Source organism: Streptomyces sp. NPDC107517 (genome assembly GCF_055582645.1).
In genome coordinates this window covers 467,743-486,618 of sequence record NZ_JBVJPM010000001.1, presented here as the reverse complement: position 1 = coordinate 486,618, position 18,876 = coordinate 467,743, and the positions used below count along the sequence as shown (strand labels likewise).

Below are 18,876 nucleotides of genomic sequence, written 5' to 3'. Positions count from 1 at the left end.
TGATCAGTTGTTCCTTTCGAGGAGCTTGCCTGCCGGTGCGGTGAACTCGCCCTCGGCGACGATGCGTTCACCGCGCAGCCAGGTCGACTTCACGACGCCGTGCAGCGTCTTGCCCGCGTAGGCGGTGACGCGGTTGCGGTGCTGCAGCTCGGCCGGGTCGACGGTGAACGTCTCCTCGGGGGCGAGGACCGCGAAGTCGGCGTCGCGGCCGGCGGCGATGGCGCCCTTGCGGTCGTCGAGGCCGACCAGCTCCGAGGTGCGCGAGGACATCCAGCGCACCACGTCGTCGAGGGAGTGGCCGCGCCTGCGGGCCTCGGTCCAGATGGCGGAGAGGCTCAGCTGGAGGCCGGAGATGCCGCCCCACGCGGTGGCGAAGTCGTCGGTCTTCAGGTCGGCGGTCGACGGCGAGTGATCGGTGACGACGCAGTCGATGGTGCCGTCGGCGAGCGCCTGCCACAGCAGGTCCTGGTTCGCGGCCTCGCGAATGGGCGGGCAGCACTTGAACTCGCTCGCGCCGTCCGGGACTTCCTCCGCGGTGAGCGTGAGGTAGTGCGGGCAGGTCTCGACGGTGAGCTTGACGCCCTCGGCCTTGGCCTCGGCGATCAGCGGCAGCGCGTCGGAGGAGGACAGGTGCAGGATGTGGACGCGGGCGCCGATCCGCTTGGCGGTGTCGATGAGCCCCTTGATCGCGACGTCCTCGGAGATCCGCGGCCGGGTCGCGAGGTAGTCGTCGTACTTCGGGCCGCTGTTGTGCGGGGCGACGTCCAGCTCGTGCGGGTCCTCGGCGTGCACGATGAGCAGGCCGCCGAACCCGGCGATCTCGGCCATGGAGGCGGTGAGCTGGTCACCGTTCAGGTGCGGGAACTCGTCCACGCCGGACGGCGAGAGGAAGCACTTGAAGCCGAAGACGCCGGCGTCGTGCAGCGGACGCAGGTCCTTGACGTTGTCGGGCAGCGCGCCGCCCCAGAAGCCGACGTCGATGTGCGCCTTGGCGGCGGCGACGTCCTGCTTGGTGCGCAGGTTGGCCGCGGTCGTCGTCGGCGGCAGCGAGTTGAGCGGCATGTCGACGATCGTGGTGATGCCGCCGGCCGCCGCGGCGCGGGTGGCCGTCCAGAAGCCCTCCCACTCCGTGCGCCCCGGGTCGTTCACGTGGACATGGGTGTCCACGAGTCCGGGCATGAGGACATCGTCACCGAAGTCCTCGAGCCGGGCGCCTGCCGGTACGTCCGCGTCGTGCGGAAGTACGGCGGCGATCTTTCCCCCGGCGACGGCGACCGACGCGGGCCGCGTGCCTTCGGGGGTGATGACGCGGGTCGAGCGCAGCACCAGTTCGACGTCGGACACCCGAGCCCCTCTCAGTAAATTCAACGTTCTGTTGAAGGAGTTTTCACTCCGGTCCAGGGTCCGTCAAGACCCGTCTCGTACGGGACTACGCCGAAGAACGCCGTCCTGGACGTTTCCACAAAGTGGAATTAGAATTCCGTAAACCAGAACGTAGCTATCTACGACGACACCGTCAAGAGACCACAGGTACGGCCCGGCGACACCCGGACAAAGGCCCCCTGACCGGCCGGAACAACCCGGGCCGTGCCACACCCCGCTCGGTGACCGCCGGGTAGGCTGCTGCCTTGCCCTTCCGCCCCGAAAGGAACGCGCCCGTGCCGACGTCAAGCGCCAGCACCAAGTCCTCTGGCCCTTCCGCCCCGACCGGCGGAGTCCAGTCCCTCGAGCGCGCCTTCGACCTCCTCGAGCGGATGGCCGACGCCGGGGGCGAGGTGGGTCTCAGCGAGCTCTCCGCGAGCAGCGGCCTTCCCCTGCCGACGATCCACCGCCTGATGCGCACCCTGGTCGCCTGCGGCTATGTGCGCCAGCAGGCCAACAGGCGCTACTCGCTCGGCCCCCGTCTGATCCGCCTCGGCGAGTCCGCCTCCCGCCTCCTCGGCACCTGGGCCCGCCCCTACCTCGCCCGCCTCGTCGAGGTGACCGGCGAGACGGCGAACATGGCGCTGCTCGACGGGGACGAGATCGTCTACGTCGCTCAGGTGCCGTCCAAGCACTCGATGCGGATGTTCACCGAGGTGGGCCGGCGCGTCCTGCCGCACTCGACGGGCGTGGGCAAGGCCCTGCTCGCCGACACCCCGGCCGACGAGGTGCGCGCGCTGCTCGCGCGGACCGGCATGCCGGCCGCCACGGAGAAGACGATCACGACGCCCGAGGGCTTCCTCGACGCGCTGGCCGAGGTGCGCAGCGCCGGATACGCGGTCGACGACAACGAGCAGGAGATCGGCGTGCGCTGCCTCGCCGTCACCGTGCCCAACTCCCCCACGGCCGCCGCGATCTCGATCTCGGGCCCGGCCGGACGCGTCACCGACGCCGCGACCGAGAAGATCGTGCCGGTGCTTCAGCAGGTCGCCGAGGAACTGTCGGTGGCGCTGTCGAGCTCCGGGGTGGGCGTGTAGCGGGCACCGCCCGCAGCGTCACGGGACGGGCCGGCCTTCGTGAGCCGCCCGTCCACCATTTCGCACACCTCGTCCGCCACCGCGAGATGCGCGCGGTCGTGTGTGACCAGGACCGTCGCGGTGCCGCGCTCTCTGGTGAGCCGGGCGAGCAGATCCAGTACGGCCGCCCCGCGCTCGTGGTCGAGGGCGCTCGTCGGCTCGTCCACGAGCAGGACCGACGGCTCGTTCATCAGGGCGCGGGCGATGTTGACGCGCTGGCGCTGGCCGCCGGAGAGCTGGTGGGGGCGGCGGCGCGCCTGGTCCGTGAGCCCGACCGCCGCCAGCAGCTCCCCTGCCCGCTCCCGTACTTCGCGCGGCTTGCGGCCGTCGAGGTGGGCCATGACCTGGAGCTGTTCGAGGGCGGTCAGGGACGGCAGCAGGTTGGGCTGCTGGAAGACGATGCCCAGGGAGCGGCGGCGCAGCTCGGCGCGTTCGGCGGGGCCGATCGAGGCCGTCGGCGTACCGCCCACGGTCACGGTGCCGCTGTCGGGCGTGACCAGCGTCGCCGCGACCGCGAGGAGGCTGGACTTGCCCGACCCGGACGGGCCGACGACCGCGGTGACCGTGCCGGCCGGGACGTGCAGCGTGACGCTGTCGAGCGCCGTGATGCGTCCGTCGCCGTCCGGGTAGGTGAGGGTGATCTCGTCGAGGTCGAGGCTCATCGGGCGCTCCCGAGTGCGGTGAGGGGGTCTACGGCGGTGATGCGCCGGATGGACAGGGCGGCGCCGGCCGCGCCGAGTACGGTCATGACGGCGGCCGGGCCGAGCGTGGTGAGCGGCTCCATGACGAACGGCACGCTGTCGGGCACGAACGCCCCGATGAGCGCCGCGAGCGCCGTCCCGAGGGCCGTACCGCCGACGAGCATGACCACGGCCTGCCCGAGCGCGTCCTTCAGCAGATAGGGCGTCGAGGAGCCGAGGGCCTTGAGGACCGCGATGTCGCCGCTGCGCTGGATCGTCCACACGGTGAAGAACGCGCCGATGACCATCGCCGAGATGACGAAGAGGAAGCCCCGCATCAGCTGGAGCGAGCCGTTCTCGGCCTGGTAGGACCCTATGGCCTCGAGGGCCCCGGCGACGGTCCGTGTCTCGGTGCCCGCCGCACGGTCCGCGGCGCCGAGGTCGGCGCCGTCCCCGGTGCGCAGGGCGATCACGGTGGCCCGCTCCCCTGTGCGCTGCCCGCCCGGCGCCACGTTCTGCCAGTCGCCGAGGTCGATCCAGACGACGGGTGTGTGGCTGTACGAGGCGTCGCCCGCGACCGCGCTCACCGTGAGGGACGTGCTGGACAGGGCGATACGGTCACCGGGCCCCGCACCCAGATCGTCCGCTGCCTGCTGGGACAGGACGGCGGTGCCGGGTGCCGTCGCGTCGGGCGCGAGCCCCGAGCCGGGCCGCACGCCGAACGCGGACACGGCCGCCGTGTGGTGACCCGCCTCGGCGTTGACGGTGCTGATGCCGAGCGGCTGCGCGCTCTCGATCCCCGGCCGCGCGGCCAGCGCCCGCCACTGCCCGGGGCCGACCGTCGAACCGGTGAACGACACCGCCTGGCCGTCCGCGGGCCGGGCGAACGCCAGGTGGTCGGCGGACAGCCCGGTCAGCGCCGAGGTGTTGTCCCGGGCCAGGCCCGCGGTCAGGGCGGACAGCAGGCCGACGAGCAGCGTGATCAGCACGACCACGCTGCCCATCAGCGCGAACCGGCCCTTGGCGAACCGTAGATCTCTCCATGCGACGAACATGGTGCCCAGCCTGCGGCCGGGCGCCCGCCCCAGGCATCGCGCCACAGCACGCTTCACCCGAATCGAAGGAAGGAGCCGCCTTTCAAACTTTCGGTTGACCGTCTTCGACGTTCTTCTGCCTACGCTGGTGACGGTATGGATCCACGTTCTCTGACCCCCGTTCTGCGCGTCCTGCGCCTGTGCCTGCATCTGCTGACGGCCGGACTGCTCCTGCTGGTCGCCGGCCGTGCGCTGGCGGGGGACTCGACGGGGGCGGGCGCCGTGGTGGCCGCCGCGGTCGTGATGACCGTCGTGTACGGGGCGGGCCCGCTGATCCCGGCCGTACGGGACACGCGGGCCGGGGCGGCGCTCTGGCTCGGGGCGCTGTGCGCGGTGTGGCTGGTGCTGCTCGTCCTCACCCCCGACGGGCTGTGGCTGGCGTTCCCGCTGTACTTCCTCCAGTTGCATCTGCTGCCCGCCCGCTGGGGCGTCCCCGCCGTGGCGCTCACCGCGTGCGCCGCCATCGCCTCGTACGTACGCCATGGGCAGGAGCTCAACCCGGGGGCCTTCATAGGGCCGCTCCTCGGTGCGGCCGTGGCCGTGGCGACCGTCATGGGCTACCAGACGCTGTACCGCGAGAGCGAGCGCAGACGGCGCCTGATCGAGGAGCTGATCGCGACGCGCGCCGAACTCGCCGCCGCGGAGCGCACGGCGGGCACCCTCGCCGAGCGGGAGCGCCTGGCGCGCGAGATCCACGACACCCTCGCCCAGGGGCTGTCCTCGATCCAGCTCCTGCTGCGCGCGGCCCAGCGCGCACTGCCGCCGCAGTCACCGGCCGCCCCGCACATCGAACAGGCGCGCGCGGCAGCCCAGGACAACCTGGCCGAGGCCCGCCGCTTCGTGCGGGCCCTGTCGCCGCCGGACCTGGAGAGCGGATCGCTCGCGGGGGCCCTGGAGCGGCTGTGCGCGACGGCTCCCGGACTCACCGCCCGCTTCACGGAGAGCGGCACTCCGTCCGGGCTGCCGACCCCGTACGAGGTAGCCCTGCTGCGGATCGCGCAGTCGGCGCTCGCGAACACCGTGCGCCACGCGGAGGCCCGCCGCGCCGAGATCACCCTCAGCTTCATGGACACGGCCGTGGCCCTCGACATCGTGGACGACGGCCGCGGCTTCGACCCCGCGTCGGCCCCGTCCGGCGACGGCGGGTTCGGCCTGCCCGCGATGCGCTCACGCGCGCAGTCCCTCGGGGGCACGTTCACGGTGGAGTCGGCGCCGGGCCAGGGCACGGCGGTCGCGATCACTCTCCCTCTCCCCGTGGAAGGCGCGTCATGACCATCCGGCTCCTGCTCGCCGACGACCACCCCGTCGTACGCGCCGGGCTCCGCGCCGTCCTCGACGCCGAACCCGACTTCGAGATCGCCGCGGAGGCCGCCACGGCGGAGCGGGCCGTGGAGCTCGCCGCGGCCGGCGGGGTCGACGTCGTCCTCATGGACCTCCAGTTCGGCACCGGAATGCACGGCTCGGAGGCGACGGCGGCCATCGCGGCGAGGCCCGGCGCGCCGCGCGTCCTCGTCCTGACCACGTACGACACGGACGCGGACATTCTCGCCGCGGTGGAGGCGGGCGCGTCGGGCTATCTGCTCAAGGACGCGCCGCCGGAGGAGCTCGCGGCGGCGGTCCGTACGGCGGCCTCAGGCCAGTCCGCGCTCGCGCCCGCCATCGCACACCGCCTGATGGACCGCATGCGGGCCCCCGCCGAGGCGCTCAGCCGCCGCGAGCTGGAGGTGCTCCAGCTCGTCAGGGACGGCCTGTCGAACCAGCGGATCAGCAAGGAACTGTTCCTCAGCCAGGCGACGGTGAAGTCCCATCTGGTGCACATCTACGCCAAGTTGGGCGTCGACTCGCGCACAGCGGCGGTCGCCACGGCCACCGCACGCGGCCTGATGCGACGCTGACCCACCATTCAGCCGTCCGGCCCCGCGCTTCGGCCCGCAGAGCTCACCGCCACGAAGACGCGTGCGGTCGCCCGGCGCAGTTCGTGGCGCGCCCGGCGGCGGAGCCGGCACGTCAGGACCGGGCGGCCGGCGTGCGCCCGTCGGCCCCCCGCTCACCCCGTCGGCCCAACCGCCGCGAAGTCGGCCGCGGTCGCCCGGCGCAGTGCGCGCACCTCCTGCCGTGCCAGCGGCGGGGCCGGCACGGTCAGGACCGGGCAGCCGGCGTGGGCGACCACGTGCCGGTGGATCCGCCCGCGCCACATGCGGCGTGCGTGGACACCGATGACGAGCAGGTCGTCCGGGCCCGTCACCGCCTCGCACAGGGCCCGGCCCGGCCGGGCCCTGACCACGCGGCGTACCAGGTCCACGTCCTGGGGTGGCCCGCCGAGCGCCTCGGCGAACGCGCGGTCGAGGCGGGCGCGGGCCTCGCCGTGCCAGTGCCGGGCCCACCGCGGGTCGGGGCGGCGGACGTACAGGCCCTCGCCCTCGGGCGGCTCCCACGCGAGGAGGGCCACGAGGACCCGGCCCGAGCGGCGCGCCTGTTCGGCGGCCGCACGCAGCGCCGCGAGCCCGCCGAGCGAGTCGCTCACCCCGACGACGACCTGACCCACCGTTCCCCCGGGCCGTCGGGCCTCGACGGCCCTCACGGCTCCCTTCCCTCGCGCCGCTTCCCGTTCACCAGCGCGCGGACCCAGGCGCCCGCCGGCCGCGTGGCGCGCGCCTCCGCGCGGCGCTGCATCTCCCGCTCGAAACGGTCCGTGACACAGCCCGCCCCGTACCCGTCCATGGCATGCCTCCTCAGCCGGCTCCCCAGGCCAAAACCCCTGACCGCTCTCCAGTCTGTAGGCTGATTGGCCTGGACAGCAGGGCCAATAGCGGGGAGTTGGCATGGCAGGCAATCGAGTGGTCCACGCCTTGAACACGCCGGGCACGGACAACACGAACGGGTCCCTGGGCAGCCGGCGCCTCGCCGGTCTTCTGGCGGCCACCGCCGGGGAGAGGCCCGGCTACCGCGCCCTGGCCGAGGGCGTACGCACCCTGTTGCTCGACGGGCGCATCCCGCTGCACACCCGGCTGCCCGCCGAACGCGAGCTGGCCACGGCGCTCGGCGTCAGCCGCGCCACGGTCACCGCCGCCTACGACCTGCTCCGCGAGGGCGCCTACGCACGCAGCAGGCGCGGCGCGGGGACGTGGACCGAGCTGCCCGAGGGACAGCGGCCCGCCAGCGTGGCCGTCTTCCCCACGGGCGACGACGTGATCGACCTCGCCATCGCTGCGCCCGGCGCACCCGAGGCGGAGCTCGCCGACGCGCTCGCCGCCGCCGGCGCCCTGCTGCCGCGGCACGCGTCGACGCCCGGCTACCACCCGTACGGGCTTCCCGACCTACGGGCCGCGGTCGCCGAGCGGTTCACGCGGCGCGGCCTGCCGACGCTCCCCGAGCAGATCCTCATCACCTCGGGCGCCCAGCAGGCGGTGTCGCTCACCCTGGGGCTCCTCGCCCGGGCGGGCGACCGCGTCCTGGTCGAGAACCCGTCGTACCCCAACGCCCTGGACGCGCTGAACAGGGGCGGGATGCGGGCCACGCCGGTGCCGGTCACGGACGGCGGCTGGGACACGGACCTGTTCGAGTCGGCGCTGCGGCAGACCGCGCCGCGGCTCGCCTATCTGATCCCGGACTTCCACAACCCGACCGGACGGCTGATGCCGCGCGAGCAGCGCGTGCGGCTCCTCGAAGCGGCGCGGGCGACCGGGACCTGGCTGGTCGTGGACGAGACGGTCGCCGACATCGCGCTCGACGTACCGCCGCCCGCGCCGTTCGCCTCACTCGCGGCGCACGGCGCGGGCGAACAGGTCGTCACCGTGGGCTCGTTGAGCAAGTCGCACTGGGGCGGACTGCGCATCGGCTGGGTCAGGGCCGGATCGCGGCTCATCACCGAACTGGCGACGGCACGGGTGCCGTTCGACATGTCGGGTTCCGTGCTCGACCAGCTCGTCGCGCTGCGGCTGCTCGACCGGATGGACGAGGTCCTGAGCGAGCGCCTGCCGCGGATGCGGGCCCAGCGGGACGCTCTCGCCGAAGACCTGGCGCGTGAACTACCGGAGTGGCGCTGGCAGTTGCCGCCCGGCGGCCTGTCGCTCTGGATCGATCTGGGCCGCCCGATCGCCTCGGCGCTCGCCCGGGCCGCGCTGCGGCACGGGGTGCGCATCGAGGGCGGCTCCCGCTTCGGCGCGGACCCGGGCACGCACGAGCACCGGCTGCGCTTCCCGTACACCCAGCCGCCCGAGGTCGCCAGGGAGGCGGTGCGTCGCCTGGCGCAGACCCTCGCGGACGGCCTCGGCCCGGCGGGCGAGGAGCCGGGACGGCCGCACTGGGTGGCGTGAGGCGGCGCAAGACCGGATTGACGAGTCGTCAATTTCCGTACCGCATCAGCGCAGTGGCGGCCCGCCGAACAGTTCCACCGCGTTCCGTACGTCCCCAAGACCCTTCGCCAGGGCGCTGACCGAGCCGATCGCGCCCGCGATGAGCAGCAGGGAGCGGCGCAGGCGCGGGATCTCGGGGAGGCCGCCGGCGGCCATCGCGTCCAGGGCGGCCAGTTCGTCCTCCGCGACGGCCCGGTCGGGGAACTCGGACGGATGGGCCGCCAGTTCACGGCGCAGCCTGGACACCGCGGCGCGCAACTCCGTCACCCGCGGATCCTCTTCGCTGACCGCCACCCGTTTCTGCCCCACGCTCCGCAACACAGCTCTCCCCCCTCGCACACCTTTGTGCGACCGCACACGTGCGCGTTCACACGTGGTACGCCTTCCGCGGCCCCGCCGGGGCGTGGGTCGGACGCGCCACATCGGGGTCGCGGCCAGTAAACGCCACTTTCTGCCGCGTCCGCCACTGTGCCGACCGATTTCCGGCCTCACGAGTGTCCCCGGGGGTCGGCGCGCGGGCCGCCCGGTGAGGTATCCAGGCTTCATGACACACGCAACGGATGACGCTCCGGTGACGGGACTGCTGCTCGCGGCGGGCGGTGGGCGCCGGCTCGGCGGGCGGCCGAAGGCGCTCCTGACGCACCGCGGGCGCCCCCTGGTGGAGCACGCGGTGGCGGTGCTGCGCGCGGGCGGCTGCGAGCGCGTCCACGTCGTGCTGGGCGCGGCGGCGGACGACGTACGGGCGCGGGCGGACCTGGCGGGGTGCGTGCTCGTGGAGAACCCGGCATGGGAGGAGGGCATGGGGTCGTCGCTGCGGGCGGGGCTCGGCTCGCTCGCCGGGACGGGGGCGTCGGCCGCGCTCGTACTCCTGGTGGACCAACCGGGGATCGGGGCTCCGGCGGTGGCGCGCGTGCGGGCCGCGTACCGGTCGGCGGGGTCGCTGGCGGCTGCCGCGTACGACGGGGAGCGCGGGCATCCGGTCCTGTTCGGGGCGGAGCACTGGCCGGGGATCGTGGCGAGCGCGGCCGGGGACCGCGGGGCGCGCGCCTACCTGAAGGAGCACACGTCGGAGCTCACTCTCGTGGAGTGCGGCGATGTGGCCGATGACTACGACATCGACACCGAAGCCGACCTCAAGCACCTTGACTGAGTGGCGGGTGAGGGGCATGAACGGGGCGTGAGGAGCCTGGCACCGAGCGCCACGTTATGTCGACCCGGAGAATCTCGACATCAACAAACCATTGAACTTCCACAATGAGGAAACTAGTATCCACTGCTCAGAAGGGCCGGTCCCCCCGCGCGGGGTCCGCAGTCGTATTCCGGCGCCCACGGCACTCGGTGCCGCCCGCGCCCGTTCGCTGAAGGAAGTGACAGCTCATGTCCGCACCAGCGCCGTCCCCGCTGGCCATCGTCGACGCAGAGCCCCTGCCCAGGCAGGAAGAGGTGCTCACGGACGCGGCCCTCGCCTTCGTGGCCGAGCTGCACCGGCTGTTCACGCCCCGGCGTGACGAGCTCCTCACCCGCCGCGCGGAGCGTCGCGCCGAGATCGCCCGCACCTCCACGCTCGACTTCCTCCCGGAGACCGCTCACATCCGCGAGGACACCACCTGGCGCGTCGCGCCCGCCCCGGCCGCGCTGAACGACCGCCGCGTCGAGATCACCGGCCCCACCGACCGCAAGATGACCATCAACGCCCTGAACTCGGGCGCCAAGGTCTGGCTCGCGGACTTCGAGGACGCCTCGGCCCCCACCTGGGAGAACGTCGTCCTGGGCCAGGTCAACCTGATGGACGCCTACACGCGCAACATCGACTTCACGGACGAGCGCACCGGCAAGTCGTACGCCCTCAAGGGCAACGACGAGCTCGCGACCGTCGTGATGCGCCCGCGCGGCTGGCACCTGGACGAGCGCCACCTGAAGGACGAGGCCGGCCGGCCCGTCCCCGGCGCGCTCGTCGACTTCGGCCTGTACTTCTTCCACAACGCCAAGCGCCTGATCGAGCTCGGCAAGGGCCCGTACTTCTACCTCCCGAAGACGGAGTCGCACCTGGAGGCCCGCCTCTGGAACGAGATCTTCGTCTTCGCACAGGACTACGTCGGGATCCCCCAGGGCACCGTCCGCGCGACCGTCCTGATCGAGACGATCACGGCCGCGTACGAGATGGACGAGATCCTCTACGAGCTCCGCGACCACGCCGCCGGGCTGAACGCGGGCCGCTGGGACTACCTGTTCTCCATCGTCAAGAACTTCCGTGACGGCGGCGCCAAGTTCGTCCTGCCGGACCGCAACCTGGTCACGATGACGGCCCCGTTCATGCGCGCCTACACCGAACTCCTCGTCCGCACCTGCCACAAGCGGGGCGCGCACGCGATCGGCGGCATGGCGGCGTTCATCCCGTCGCGGCGCGACGCCGAGGTCAACAAGGTCGCGTTCGAGAAGGTCAAGAACGACAAGGACCGCGAGGCCGGCGACGGCTTCGACGGCTCGTGGGTCGCCCACCCCGACCTGGTCCCGATCGCGATGGCGTCCTTCGACGCGGTCCTCGGTGACAAGCCGAACCAGAAGGAGCGCCTGCGCGAGGACGTGTCCGTCGCGCCCGGCGACCTGATCGCGATCGACTCCCTCGACGCCCGGCCCACCTACGACGGCCTGGTCAACGCCGTCCAGGTCGGCATCCGCTACATCGAGGCGTGGCTGCGCGGTCTCGGCGCCGTCGCCATCTTCAACCTGATGGAGGACGCGGCCACCGCCGAGATCTCCCGCTCGCAGATCTGGCAGTGGATCAACGCCGGCGTCGTCTTCGAGGGCGGCGAGCACTCCGGCACGACGGTCACGGCCGACCTGGCCCGCGAGGTCGCGGCCCAGGAACTCGCGAACGTCAAGGCCGAGATCGGCGAGGAGGCCTTCGCGGCCGGCAAGTGGCAGCAGGCCCACGACCTCCTCCTCCAGGTCTCCCTGGACGCGGACTACGCGGACTTCCTGACGCTGCCCGCGTACGAGCAGCTCGCCGGCTGAGTCCGGCCCCGCACCACCCGAGCCCTCGGCACCGCACAGCGCCGGGGGTTCGGTCGTGTCCGGGGTCAGCCCTTGTCACCGAGGTGGACGGACCAGTCCTGTCGGGCGGCCGGTTTGCCGTGCAGGTCGGGGACGCGCTTGAGCCAGTCGGGGCGGCCCTTCTCCGTGTCGGCCGCGCGGCGCGCGTCGGCGGCCGCCAGCTGGTCGCGCGACGGGAAGTCCGTGGGCAGCCAGGCGGCGGACGTACGGGCGCGGGCCGCGAGATAGGAGACGTACGCGTCGCGGACCTCGTCCGGCGCGCGGAAGCCCGGCTCGTCGGTCAGCCACGCGTCGGGGACGAGCGCGGTGATCTCGCGGAGCATCTCCTCGGTGACGAGGGGCGCCAGCTCCGCGTCGGCGGCCTGCGTGTCGGGCCCGTAGGCGCCGAGGGCGTGATGGCGGAAGTCGTACGCCTTGTCGGGCGCGGACGCGTCCCAGCGGTGGTGGAAGATCAGGGCGGCACCGTGGTCGATCAGCCACAGCTTCGGCTGCTGGATGCCGAAGGTGGGCCAGATCATCAGGTTCGAGCTGTGGATCGTGCGGTCCACGTTGACGGTGAGGGCGTCGAGCCACACGATCTTCCCGGCTTCCAGCGGGTCCACCGTGAAGGCGGCGGCGACCTCGGGCGTGAAGTCCTTCGCGCCGGGCAGGAAGTCCATCCCGAGGTTGAGCCCGTCGCTCGCGCGCAGCAGGTCCTGGACCTCCTGGTGCGGCTCGTGTGCGGCCACCTCGGGGTCGAAATGGGTCAGGACCAGCTCGGGGAAGCGCAGGCCGAGGCGGCGCGCCAGCTCACCGACGACGATCTCCGCGACGAGCGCCTTGCGGCCCTGCGCGGAGCCGGTGAACTTCACGACGTAGGTCCCCAGGTCGTCGGCCTCGACGACCCCCGGCACGGAGCCGCCGGTCCGCAGGGGGGTCAGATACCGGACGGCCGTCACTTCTCGCAGCACACCGGCCAGCCTAACGGGCGGTGCCCGCGGCCGAAGGATGGCTGGGATCGCACCGTCCGGGCCCGGGATCCGCGCGGTGCCCGGCGAGTGCCGGTACCGTCGTCCCGGCCGCGGAGATCTCCTTGCGCCATCTCCCTTGCGCGGGACCGAGGACGGGGACGGGTACGCATGGTGAACAGTGGCCGGGTCGCGGTCGTGGGCGGGAGCATCGCGGGCTGCGCGGCGGCTCTCGCGGCCCATCGCGGGGGCGCGGACGAGATCGTCGTGTACGAGCGGGCCGCGGGCTCCCTCGCGGAACGCGGCGTGGGCCTCGCGGTGCACGACGCGCGGTACGCCGAGCTGGAGTCGGCCGGGTACATGGACGCGGGCATGCCGTGGGTGGGCCTGGTGCGCCGCCGCTGGTACGTGCGCGCCGGGAACGGCGGGGCCGCGAGGGACACCGTGCTCGGCCGCGAGATCGCCACCATGCCGTTCCCGTTCCGTACGTACAACTGGGGGCCGCTCTGGCGCGATCTGCGCCGGGCGGTGCCCGAGGGCGTCGAGTTCCGTACGGGTGCGGCGGTGGCGCGGGTCGAGGCGACGGCGGGCGGGGCCCGCGTGCACTGCGCGACCGGCGGCGCCGAGGAGTTCGGCCTCGTCATCGGCGCGGACGGCTACCGCTCGGCGGTCAGGGCCTGCGCGTTCCCCGACGTACAGCCACGGTACGCGGGATATCTGGCGTGGCGGGGCGCGTTCCCCGCACAGCGCCTCGCCGAGCCCGGACTGTGGGCCGAGGAGGACTGCGCGTACGTCGTGTTCCCCGGCGGGCACCTCATCGTCTACCGGATCCCCGACGGCGGCCCGGCCGGCGGCCACCGCGTGAACTGGGTTCTCTACACGGCTCCCCCGGCGGGTGTCGACGCGGCGCTGCGCGTCGACCTGCCGACGAGCCTGCCGCCCGGCACCCTCACCGACGAGCTGCGCTCCCATCTCGCTCACGTGGCCGAGGAGTTGCTGCCGCCGTACTGGGGCGACCTGGTCCGCCTCACCGCCCCGGACGAGCTCGCGCTCCAGCCCCTGTACGACTTCACTGCCCCGCGGTACGCGACGGGCCGGTTCGTGCTGGCCGGGGACGCGGCGACGGTCGCGCGCCCGCACACCGGGGCGGGCGCGGTGAAGGCCCTCCAGGACGGCGCCGCCCTCGAATCCGCGTTCCGCTCCGCGTCGGACTTCGACGAGGCGCTCGCCGCGTACGACGACTCCCGCACGGCGGCCGGCGGTGCGCTGGTCGGGCTCGGCCGGAGCCTGGGCAGGGCGCTCGTGCAGGAGACCCCGGACTGGCGGGAGTTGGACCAGGCCGGGCTCGAGGCGTGGTGGAGCCAAGCGGACGGAACCGGGGTGTTCGGCGGGAAACAGCTGGATTCCGGCACCGGCCCGCATCCCCGCTGAGCAGTCGTTTTGTTGTGCGCGTACGTTGATCCATAAGATCCGGCGATGATCATAAGAAGACGGCTGGCGGCGGGAACGTGTGTCCTGTTCGCCGCCCTGACCCTGGGGCTGACGCCCGTCGGCGCCTTTGCGGCGGACAACCCTGACGGGCAGCCCACGGCCGCCCCGAAGGTCGAGCTCGTGCTCGACGTGAGCGGTTCCATGCGGGCGCGCGACATCGACGGCGGAAGTCGCATGGCCGCCGCGAAGCAGGCGTTCAACGAGGTGCTCGACGCGACGCCGAAGGAGGTCGAGCTCGGCATCCGTACGCTGGGCGCCAACTACCGCGGCGAGGACCGGAAGGTGGGCTGCAAGGACACCGCACAGCTCTACCCGGTCGGGCCGCTCGACCGCACCGAGGCGAAGACCGCGGTCGCCACCCTCTCGCCCACCGGCTGGACGCCGATCGGCCCCGCGCTCCTGAAGGCGGCCGACGACCTGAACGGCGGCGACGGATCGCGCCGCATCGTCCTCATCAGCGACGGCGAGGACACCTGTCAGCCGCTCGACCCGTGCGAGGTCGCCCGCGACATCGCCGCCAAGGGCATCAACCTCACCATCGACACGCTCGGCCTGGTCCCTGACGCCAAGACACGTGACCAGCTCAGCTGCATCGCCGAGGCCACCGGCGGGACGTACACCTCCGTGCGGCACACCGACGAACTCACCGACCGCGTCGGCCAGTTGGTCGACCGGGCCGCCGACCCCGTGGTCAACCCCGTGGCCGTCGAGGGCGCCGAGGAGTGCACCGGAGCGCCGGAGATCAAGCCGGGCCTGTACACGGACCGCGAGACGTTCGGCGAGCACCGCTTCTACCGCGTGGCCGTCGCTCCCGGGCAGGAGCTGCGCGCCTCGGTGAGCGTGGCCGCGGACCGCGAGGTCGACAAGGACTACGGCGTGCTGCTGCGCGCGGTCACCGAGCACGGCCGTGAGATCGTCCGGGGCTCGGAGGCGGGCGACGGTCGTACGGACGTGATCTCGACCGGTCTGCGCTACCCGAAGCCCGAGCAGGACGACGACGAGGCGGCGGCCGAGACCGTCTGCCTCCAGGTGTCGAACTCCTACTCGGCCCCCGCGTCGGTCAAGACGACGCCGGGCCTCCCGGTCGAGCTGACCGTCGACGTCGTGGACGCGCCGAGCGCCGCGTCCGACGTGGCCGCGTTCGGCCTCGGCCGCGGCTGGTGGCTGCTCGGCGCCCTCGTGCTCACCGGCTTCGTGGCGGGAGTGCTGTGGGGCTGGATCTCGCGCTGGCGGGTCGCGGTCTGGAGGACCAACTGATGCGTACGACCAAGCTGTTGGTGACGGCGGGACTCCTCGGCGCGAGCGCGCTGACCGCACTGCTCGGGGCCGGCACGGCGTTCGCCGGCTCCGGCGACTCGGGCGCCTCCGGCGACGACAAGGCCCCCACCGAGGCGGGCACGTCGTTCCGCACGGCGCAGGAGGTGGCACCGGGACAGCGGGCCACCGCGGGCGCCTCCACAGGTGACTACCTGTACTGGTCGTTCCCGGCGGACGCCGGGCAGCGGCCCACGGTCAAGGCGACGGTGAAGCTGCCGGACGCGGCGGCGCGGCCCTCGGGCGCGACCTGGCGGATCGACGTGTACGACGGGCTGAGGCGCCGTCAGTCCTGCATGTACGGAACGCAGTCGAGGGCGGCGGCGCAGGGTGCGTCGTCGGTCGACCTGTCCTGCACGCTGCGCACGGTGCGGGCCTGGTCGGAGCAGTGGGCGAACGACCCGCTGCCCGGCACCTACTACGTCCGGCTCACGGCGGCCACGCTGACACCTTCGGACCAGGGGCTGCCCGTCTCGGCCGAGGTCGAGGTGACCTCCAAGAAGGTCGGCGGCTCGGCGGCGGTGGACGGCTCGCTGGCGGCCCCGCTCGTGCCGGGCTCGACGACGGACGAGGCCGCTGCCGACGACACCTCCGACGAGGAGAACGGCTCGTCGGCGAGCCAGGCGCTCGCGACGGGTGAGCCCGAGGACGGCTGGTCCTCCGGCTGGTGGTCGGACCGCTGGGTCTGGACGGCGGCGGGCGGCATCCTGGCCGCGCTCGCCGGCATCGGCGGCTACGCCCTGACGCGCGGCACGGGCCGCCCGTCCCGGGTACCGCCGGGCATGTGACCCGCCCGTCCATGGCGCCCGCGCACCTCAAGTGCCGGGCGCCATGGACGAGTTGCCCTCCGCTTCACACCTCTCGCAGCGCCTTCGCCAGGGCGCCGTCCCCGGACACGGCGACACGGCCCGCGCGCGCCGCCTCCTCCAGCGTCAGCTCGCCCCGCACCACGGCGACACAGGTCTCCGTGCCGAGGACGAGCCGCGCGTCGGGCTCGCCACCCACGGCCCCCTCGGCATAGACAGGCCCGCCCGCGCCCGAGCCGCCGACCCGCACATGGAACTCCCCCTCGTCGAGGCGGACTTCCACCACGCCCTCGCCGCCCAGCCGCTCCAGATGGCTCAGGAGAGGCAGGGCGAACCAGTGCGCGCGCACCGCGTCCGTGGGCCCGCGCTCCTCAAGCGCCGGCGCGCCCCACTCACCCAGCGCCTGGAGCACCGCCAGCAACTGCCGTCCTCGCGAGGTCAGTTCATACACGTACGCCGAGACGGGCGCGGGCAGCCTGCGGCGCTCGGCGACGCCCTCGCGCTCCATGTCCTTCAAACGCGAGGCGAGCACGTCCGTGCTGACGCCGGGCAGGTCGGCGTGCAGATCGGTGTAGCGGCGCGGTCCCGCGAGGAGCTCACGGACGATCAGGAGCGTCCAACGGTCCCCGACGGCGTCGAGGGCGCGGGCGGCGGCGCAGTACTGGTCGTAGCTTCGGCGTGGCATGGCTCGCAGTCTATGCAACTTGTTGGACTTTCCAAGCAGTCACTTGGTAAAACCAAGTCACACACGTCACGGGCAGTCCGGGAGGGCACCACATGGAGTTCCGGCAGTCGAGCAAGCTCAGCGAGGTCTGCTACGAGATCCGCGGCCCGGTGATCGAGCACGCCGACGCCCTTGAGGAGGCGGGCCACAGCGTCCTGCGCCTCAACACCGGCAACCCCGCGCTCTTCGGCTTCGAGGCGCCCGAGGAGATCGTCCAGGACATGATCCGGATGCTCCCCCAGGCCCACGGCTACACCGACTCACGGGGCGTCCTGTCCGCCCGCCGCGCCGTCGCCCAGCGCTACCAGGCGCTCGGCCTCGACGTCGGCGTCGACGACGTGTTCCTCGGTAACGGCGTCTCCGAGCTGGTCTCCATGGCCGTACAGGCGCTCCTGGAGGACGGCGACGAAGTCCTCATCCCCGCCCCGGACTTCCCGCTGTGGACGGCCGTCACGACGCTCTCCGGCGGCAAGGCCGTGCACTACGTCTGCGACGAGTCGGCCGACTGGTACCCCGACCTCGACGACATGGCCGCGAAGATCACCGACCGCACCAAGGCCGTCGTCATCATCAACCCCAACAACCCCACGGGCGCCGTCTACCCCAAGGAGATCATCGAGGGCATCCTCGACCTCGCCCGCCGGCACGGCCTGATGGTGCTCGCCGACGAGATCTACGACCAGATCCTGTACGACGACGCGGTCCACCACAGCGCCGCCTCCCTCGCCCCCGACCTGGTCGTCCTCACCTTCTGCGGCCTCTCCAAGACGTACCGCGTCGCGGGCTTCCGCTCCGGCTGGCTGGTCGTCACGGGACCGCAGCAGCACGCCCGCAACTACCTGGAGGGCCTGACGATGCTCGCCTCCATGAGGCTGTGCGCCAACGCCCCCGCCCAGTACGCCATCCAGGCCGCGCTCGGCGGCCGCCAGTCCATCCGCGAACTGACCGCGCCGGGCGGCCGCCTCCTCGAACAGCGCGACAAGGCCTGGGAGAAGCTCAACGAGATCCCGGGCGTCTCCTGCGTGAAGCCCAAGGGCGCCCTGTACGCGTTCCCGCGCATCGACCCCAAGGTCCACCCCATCGTCGACGACGAGAAGTTCGTCCTCGACCTCCTGCTGCGCGAGAAGATCCAGGTCGTCCAGGGCACCGGCTTCAACTGGCCACGCCCGGACCACTTCCGCATCCTCACCCTCCCGTACGCTGACGATCTCGACGCCGCGATCAGCCGGATCGGCCGCTTCCTGAGTGGATACCGCCAGTGACGTTCTGCACCACCTGCGCCCTGCCGAGCATGACGCAGTTCGCCTCGCCCGAGCTTGTCGAGGCGATCGTGGAGGGCGGCCACGACCGCGCCGACGACCCCGCGTGGGAGACGTCGGGCGCGGCCACGGTGGAGGACTACGCGCTGTGGTGCGGCCATCTGTGCGGCATGACGTGCCTGCGGATGGCCCTCGGCCCGGACGCACCCAGCCTTTTCGACCTGCGCGACGGAGCACTCAAGTACGGCGCGTACACGGTGGACACGGAGGGCGGCATCCACGGCCTGATCTACGCCCCGTTCGCCGAGTACGCCCGCGAGGAACTCGGCCTGGACGCGACCGTCCACCGCACACTGACGGTCGACGAGATCGCCGGGCTGCTCGATGAGGGCCGTACGGTGATGGCCTCGGTCCACTACGGGATCCGCCGTCCTCAGCGACCCGCGCCCGGCCGGGGCGGACACCTGGTCCTGCTCACGGCCCGCGACGGCGACCGCTTCCACTTCCACAACCCGTCGGGGATCAGCCCCGAGACCCGTTGCGCGGACCTGCCGTCGGCGACGTTCGAGACGTTCTTCGCGGGGCGAGGGGTCTCGTTGGGTGCCGGACATGGAGCGGGTCCGAGGGCGTAGCCGGCCCCCGGACCCCATGAAT

The 18,876-nt window shown here is 72.7% G+C and carries 19 protein-coding genes; 11 read left to right on the top strand and 8 right to left on the bottom strand.

Annotated features, from left to right (window positions below):
• Positions 1 to 3 precede the first annotated feature (3 nt).
• Positions 4 to 1,344, bottom strand: coding sequence for an allantoinase AllB (allB, locus tag ACZ67T_RS02055; protein WP_469981049.1), 1,341 nt, complete (start codon positions 1,342 to 1,344; stop codon positions 4 to 6).
• 314 nt (positions 1,345 to 1,658) lie between these two features.
• On the opposite strand from allB, the gene ACZ67T_RS02050 reads away from it, so the two are divergent.
• Positions 1,659 to 2,459 (top strand): IclR family transcriptional regulator, encoded by an 801-nt coding sequence (locus ACZ67T_RS02050; RefSeq protein WP_469981048.1) that lies wholly within the window; start codon positions 1,659 to 1,661, stop codon positions 2,457 to 2,459.
• Here ACZ67T_RS02050 and ACZ67T_RS02045 read toward each other — a convergent pair.
• Positions 2,402 to 3,160, bottom strand: a complete 759-nt coding sequence (locus ACZ67T_RS02045; protein WP_469981047.1) for an ABC transporter ATP-binding protein — start codon at positions 3,158 to 3,160, stop codon at positions 2,402 to 2,404. The genes ACZ67T_RS02050 and ACZ67T_RS02045 overlap by 58 nt on opposite strands.
• Entirely contained in the window at positions 3,157 to 4,233 is a 1,077-nt protein-coding gene (locus ACZ67T_RS02040) for an ABC transporter permease (protein WP_469981046.1), read from the bottom strand. Before ACZ67T_RS02040 ends, ACZ67T_RS02045 begins: the two co-directional genes overlap by 4 nt.
• Positions 4,234 to 4,368: 135 nt before the next feature.
• Between ACZ67T_RS02040 and ACZ67T_RS02035 the strand changes: the two genes are divergently transcribed.
• Positions 4,369 to 5,544, top strand: coding sequence for a sensor histidine kinase (locus ACZ67T_RS02035; protein ID WP_469981045.1), 1,176 nt, complete (start codon positions 4,369 to 4,371; stop codon positions 5,542 to 5,544).
• The gene (locus ACZ67T_RS02030; protein WP_469981044.1) at positions 5,541 to 6,167 is read left to right on the top strand and encodes a response regulator; all 627 of its coding nucleotides are present in this window, start codon (positions 5,541 to 5,543) and stop codon (positions 6,165 to 6,167) included. The genes ACZ67T_RS02035 and ACZ67T_RS02030 overlap by 4 nt, the downstream gene beginning before the upstream one ends.
• Positions 6,168 to 6,319: 152 nt before the next feature.
• On the opposite strand, the gene ACZ67T_RS02025 is transcribed toward ACZ67T_RS02030, so the two are convergent.
• Together ACZ67T_RS02025 and ACZ67T_RS02020 are read right to left on the bottom strand one after the other, a co-directional pair.
• The gene (locus tag ACZ67T_RS02025) at positions 6,320 to 6,853 is read right to left on the bottom strand and encodes a universal stress protein (protein ID WP_469981043.1); all 534 of its coding nucleotides are present in this window, start codon (positions 6,851 to 6,853) and stop codon (positions 6,320 to 6,322) included.
• On the bottom strand, positions 6,850 to 6,993 hold the full coding sequence (locus tag ACZ67T_RS02020; protein WP_469981042.1) for a hypothetical protein: 144 nt from the start codon (positions 6,991 to 6,993) through the stop codon (positions 6,850 to 6,852). The genes ACZ67T_RS02025 and ACZ67T_RS02020 overlap by 4 nt, the downstream gene beginning before the upstream one ends.
• Before the next feature lie 101 nt (positions 6,994 to 7,094).
• On the opposite strand from ACZ67T_RS02020, the gene yczR reads away from it, so the two are divergent.
• Entirely contained in the window at positions 7,095 to 8,588 is a 1,494-nt protein-coding gene (gene yczR / locus ACZ67T_RS02015; protein WP_469981041.1) for a MocR-like transcription factor YczR, read from the top strand.
• A gap of 45 nt (positions 8,589 to 8,633) precedes the next feature.
• On the opposite strand, the gene ACZ67T_RS02010 is transcribed toward yczR, so the two are convergent.
• Positions 8,634 to 8,948, bottom strand: coding sequence for a DUF5955 family protein (locus tag ACZ67T_RS02010; protein WP_469981040.1), 315 nt, complete (start codon positions 8,946 to 8,948; stop codon positions 8,634 to 8,636).
• Between the two features lie 223 nt (positions 8,949 to 9,171).
• On the opposite strand from ACZ67T_RS02010, the gene ACZ67T_RS02005 reads away from it, so the two are divergent.
• On the top strand, positions 9,172 to 9,777 hold the full coding sequence (locus tag ACZ67T_RS02005) for a nucleotidyltransferase family protein (protein WP_469981039.1): 606 nt from the start codon (positions 9,172 to 9,174) through the stop codon (positions 9,775 to 9,777).
• Positions 9,778 to 10,004: 227 nt separating this feature from the next.
• Positions 10,005 to 11,642, top strand: a complete 1,638-nt coding sequence (aceB, locus tag ACZ67T_RS02000; RefSeq protein WP_469981038.1) for a malate synthase A — start codon at positions 10,005 to 10,007, stop codon at positions 11,640 to 11,642.
• A 65-nt stretch (positions 11,643 to 11,707) separates the two neighbouring features.
• Here aceB and ACZ67T_RS01995 read toward each other — a convergent pair whose 3' ends face one another.
• Positions 11,708 to 12,631 (bottom strand): HipA family kinase, encoded by a 924-nt coding sequence (locus ACZ67T_RS01995; RefSeq protein ID WP_469981037.1) that lies wholly within the window; start codon positions 12,629 to 12,631, stop codon positions 11,708 to 11,710.
• Positions 12,632 to 12,802: 171 nt separating this feature from the next.
• Here ACZ67T_RS01995 and ACZ67T_RS01990 point away from each other — a divergent pair, with 171 nt between their 5' ends.
• From ACZ67T_RS01990 to ACZ67T_RS01980, 3 genes are read left to right on the top strand one after another with little or no spacing between them, the layout of a single operon-like run.
• Positions 12,803 to 14,059, top strand: coding sequence for an FAD binding domain-containing protein (locus tag ACZ67T_RS01990; protein WP_469981364.1), 1,257 nt, complete (start codon positions 12,803 to 12,805; stop codon positions 14,057 to 14,059).
• A gap of 45 nt (positions 14,060 to 14,104) precedes the next feature.
• Positions 14,105 to 15,376 (top strand): VWA domain-containing protein, encoded by a 1,272-nt coding sequence (locus ACZ67T_RS01985; protein ID WP_469981036.1) that lies wholly within the window; start codon positions 14,105 to 14,107, stop codon positions 15,374 to 15,376.
• On the top strand, positions 15,376 to 16,221 hold the full coding sequence (locus ACZ67T_RS01980; protein ID WP_469981035.1) for a hypothetical protein: 846 nt from the start codon (positions 15,376 to 15,378) through the stop codon (positions 16,219 to 16,221). The genes ACZ67T_RS01985 and ACZ67T_RS01980 overlap by 1 nt, the downstream gene beginning before the upstream one ends.
• Positions 16,222 to 16,285: 64 nt before the next feature.
• Here ACZ67T_RS01980 and ACZ67T_RS01975 read toward each other — a convergent pair whose 3' ends face one another.
• Entirely contained in the window at positions 16,286 to 16,924 is a 639-nt protein-coding gene (locus ACZ67T_RS01975; protein WP_469981034.1) for a winged helix-turn-helix transcriptional regulator, read from the bottom strand.
• 92 nt (positions 16,925 to 17,016) lie between these two features.
• Between ACZ67T_RS01975 and ACZ67T_RS01970 the strand changes: the two genes are divergently transcribed.
• Together ACZ67T_RS01970 and ACZ67T_RS01965 are read left to right on the top strand one after the other, a co-directional pair.
• On the top strand, positions 17,017 to 18,225 hold the full coding sequence (locus ACZ67T_RS01970; protein WP_469981033.1) for a pyridoxal phosphate-dependent aminotransferase: 1,209 nt from the start codon (positions 17,017 to 17,019) through the stop codon (positions 18,223 to 18,225).
• Positions 18,226 to 18,254: 29 nt separating this feature from the next.
• Complete coding sequence (locus tag ACZ67T_RS01965) at positions 18,255 to 18,854, top strand: cysteine peptidase family C39 domain-containing protein (RefSeq protein WP_469981032.1); 600 nt, start codon at positions 18,255 to 18,257, stop codon at positions 18,852 to 18,854.
• The last annotated feature ends 22 nt before the right edge of the window (positions 18,855 to 18,876 follow it).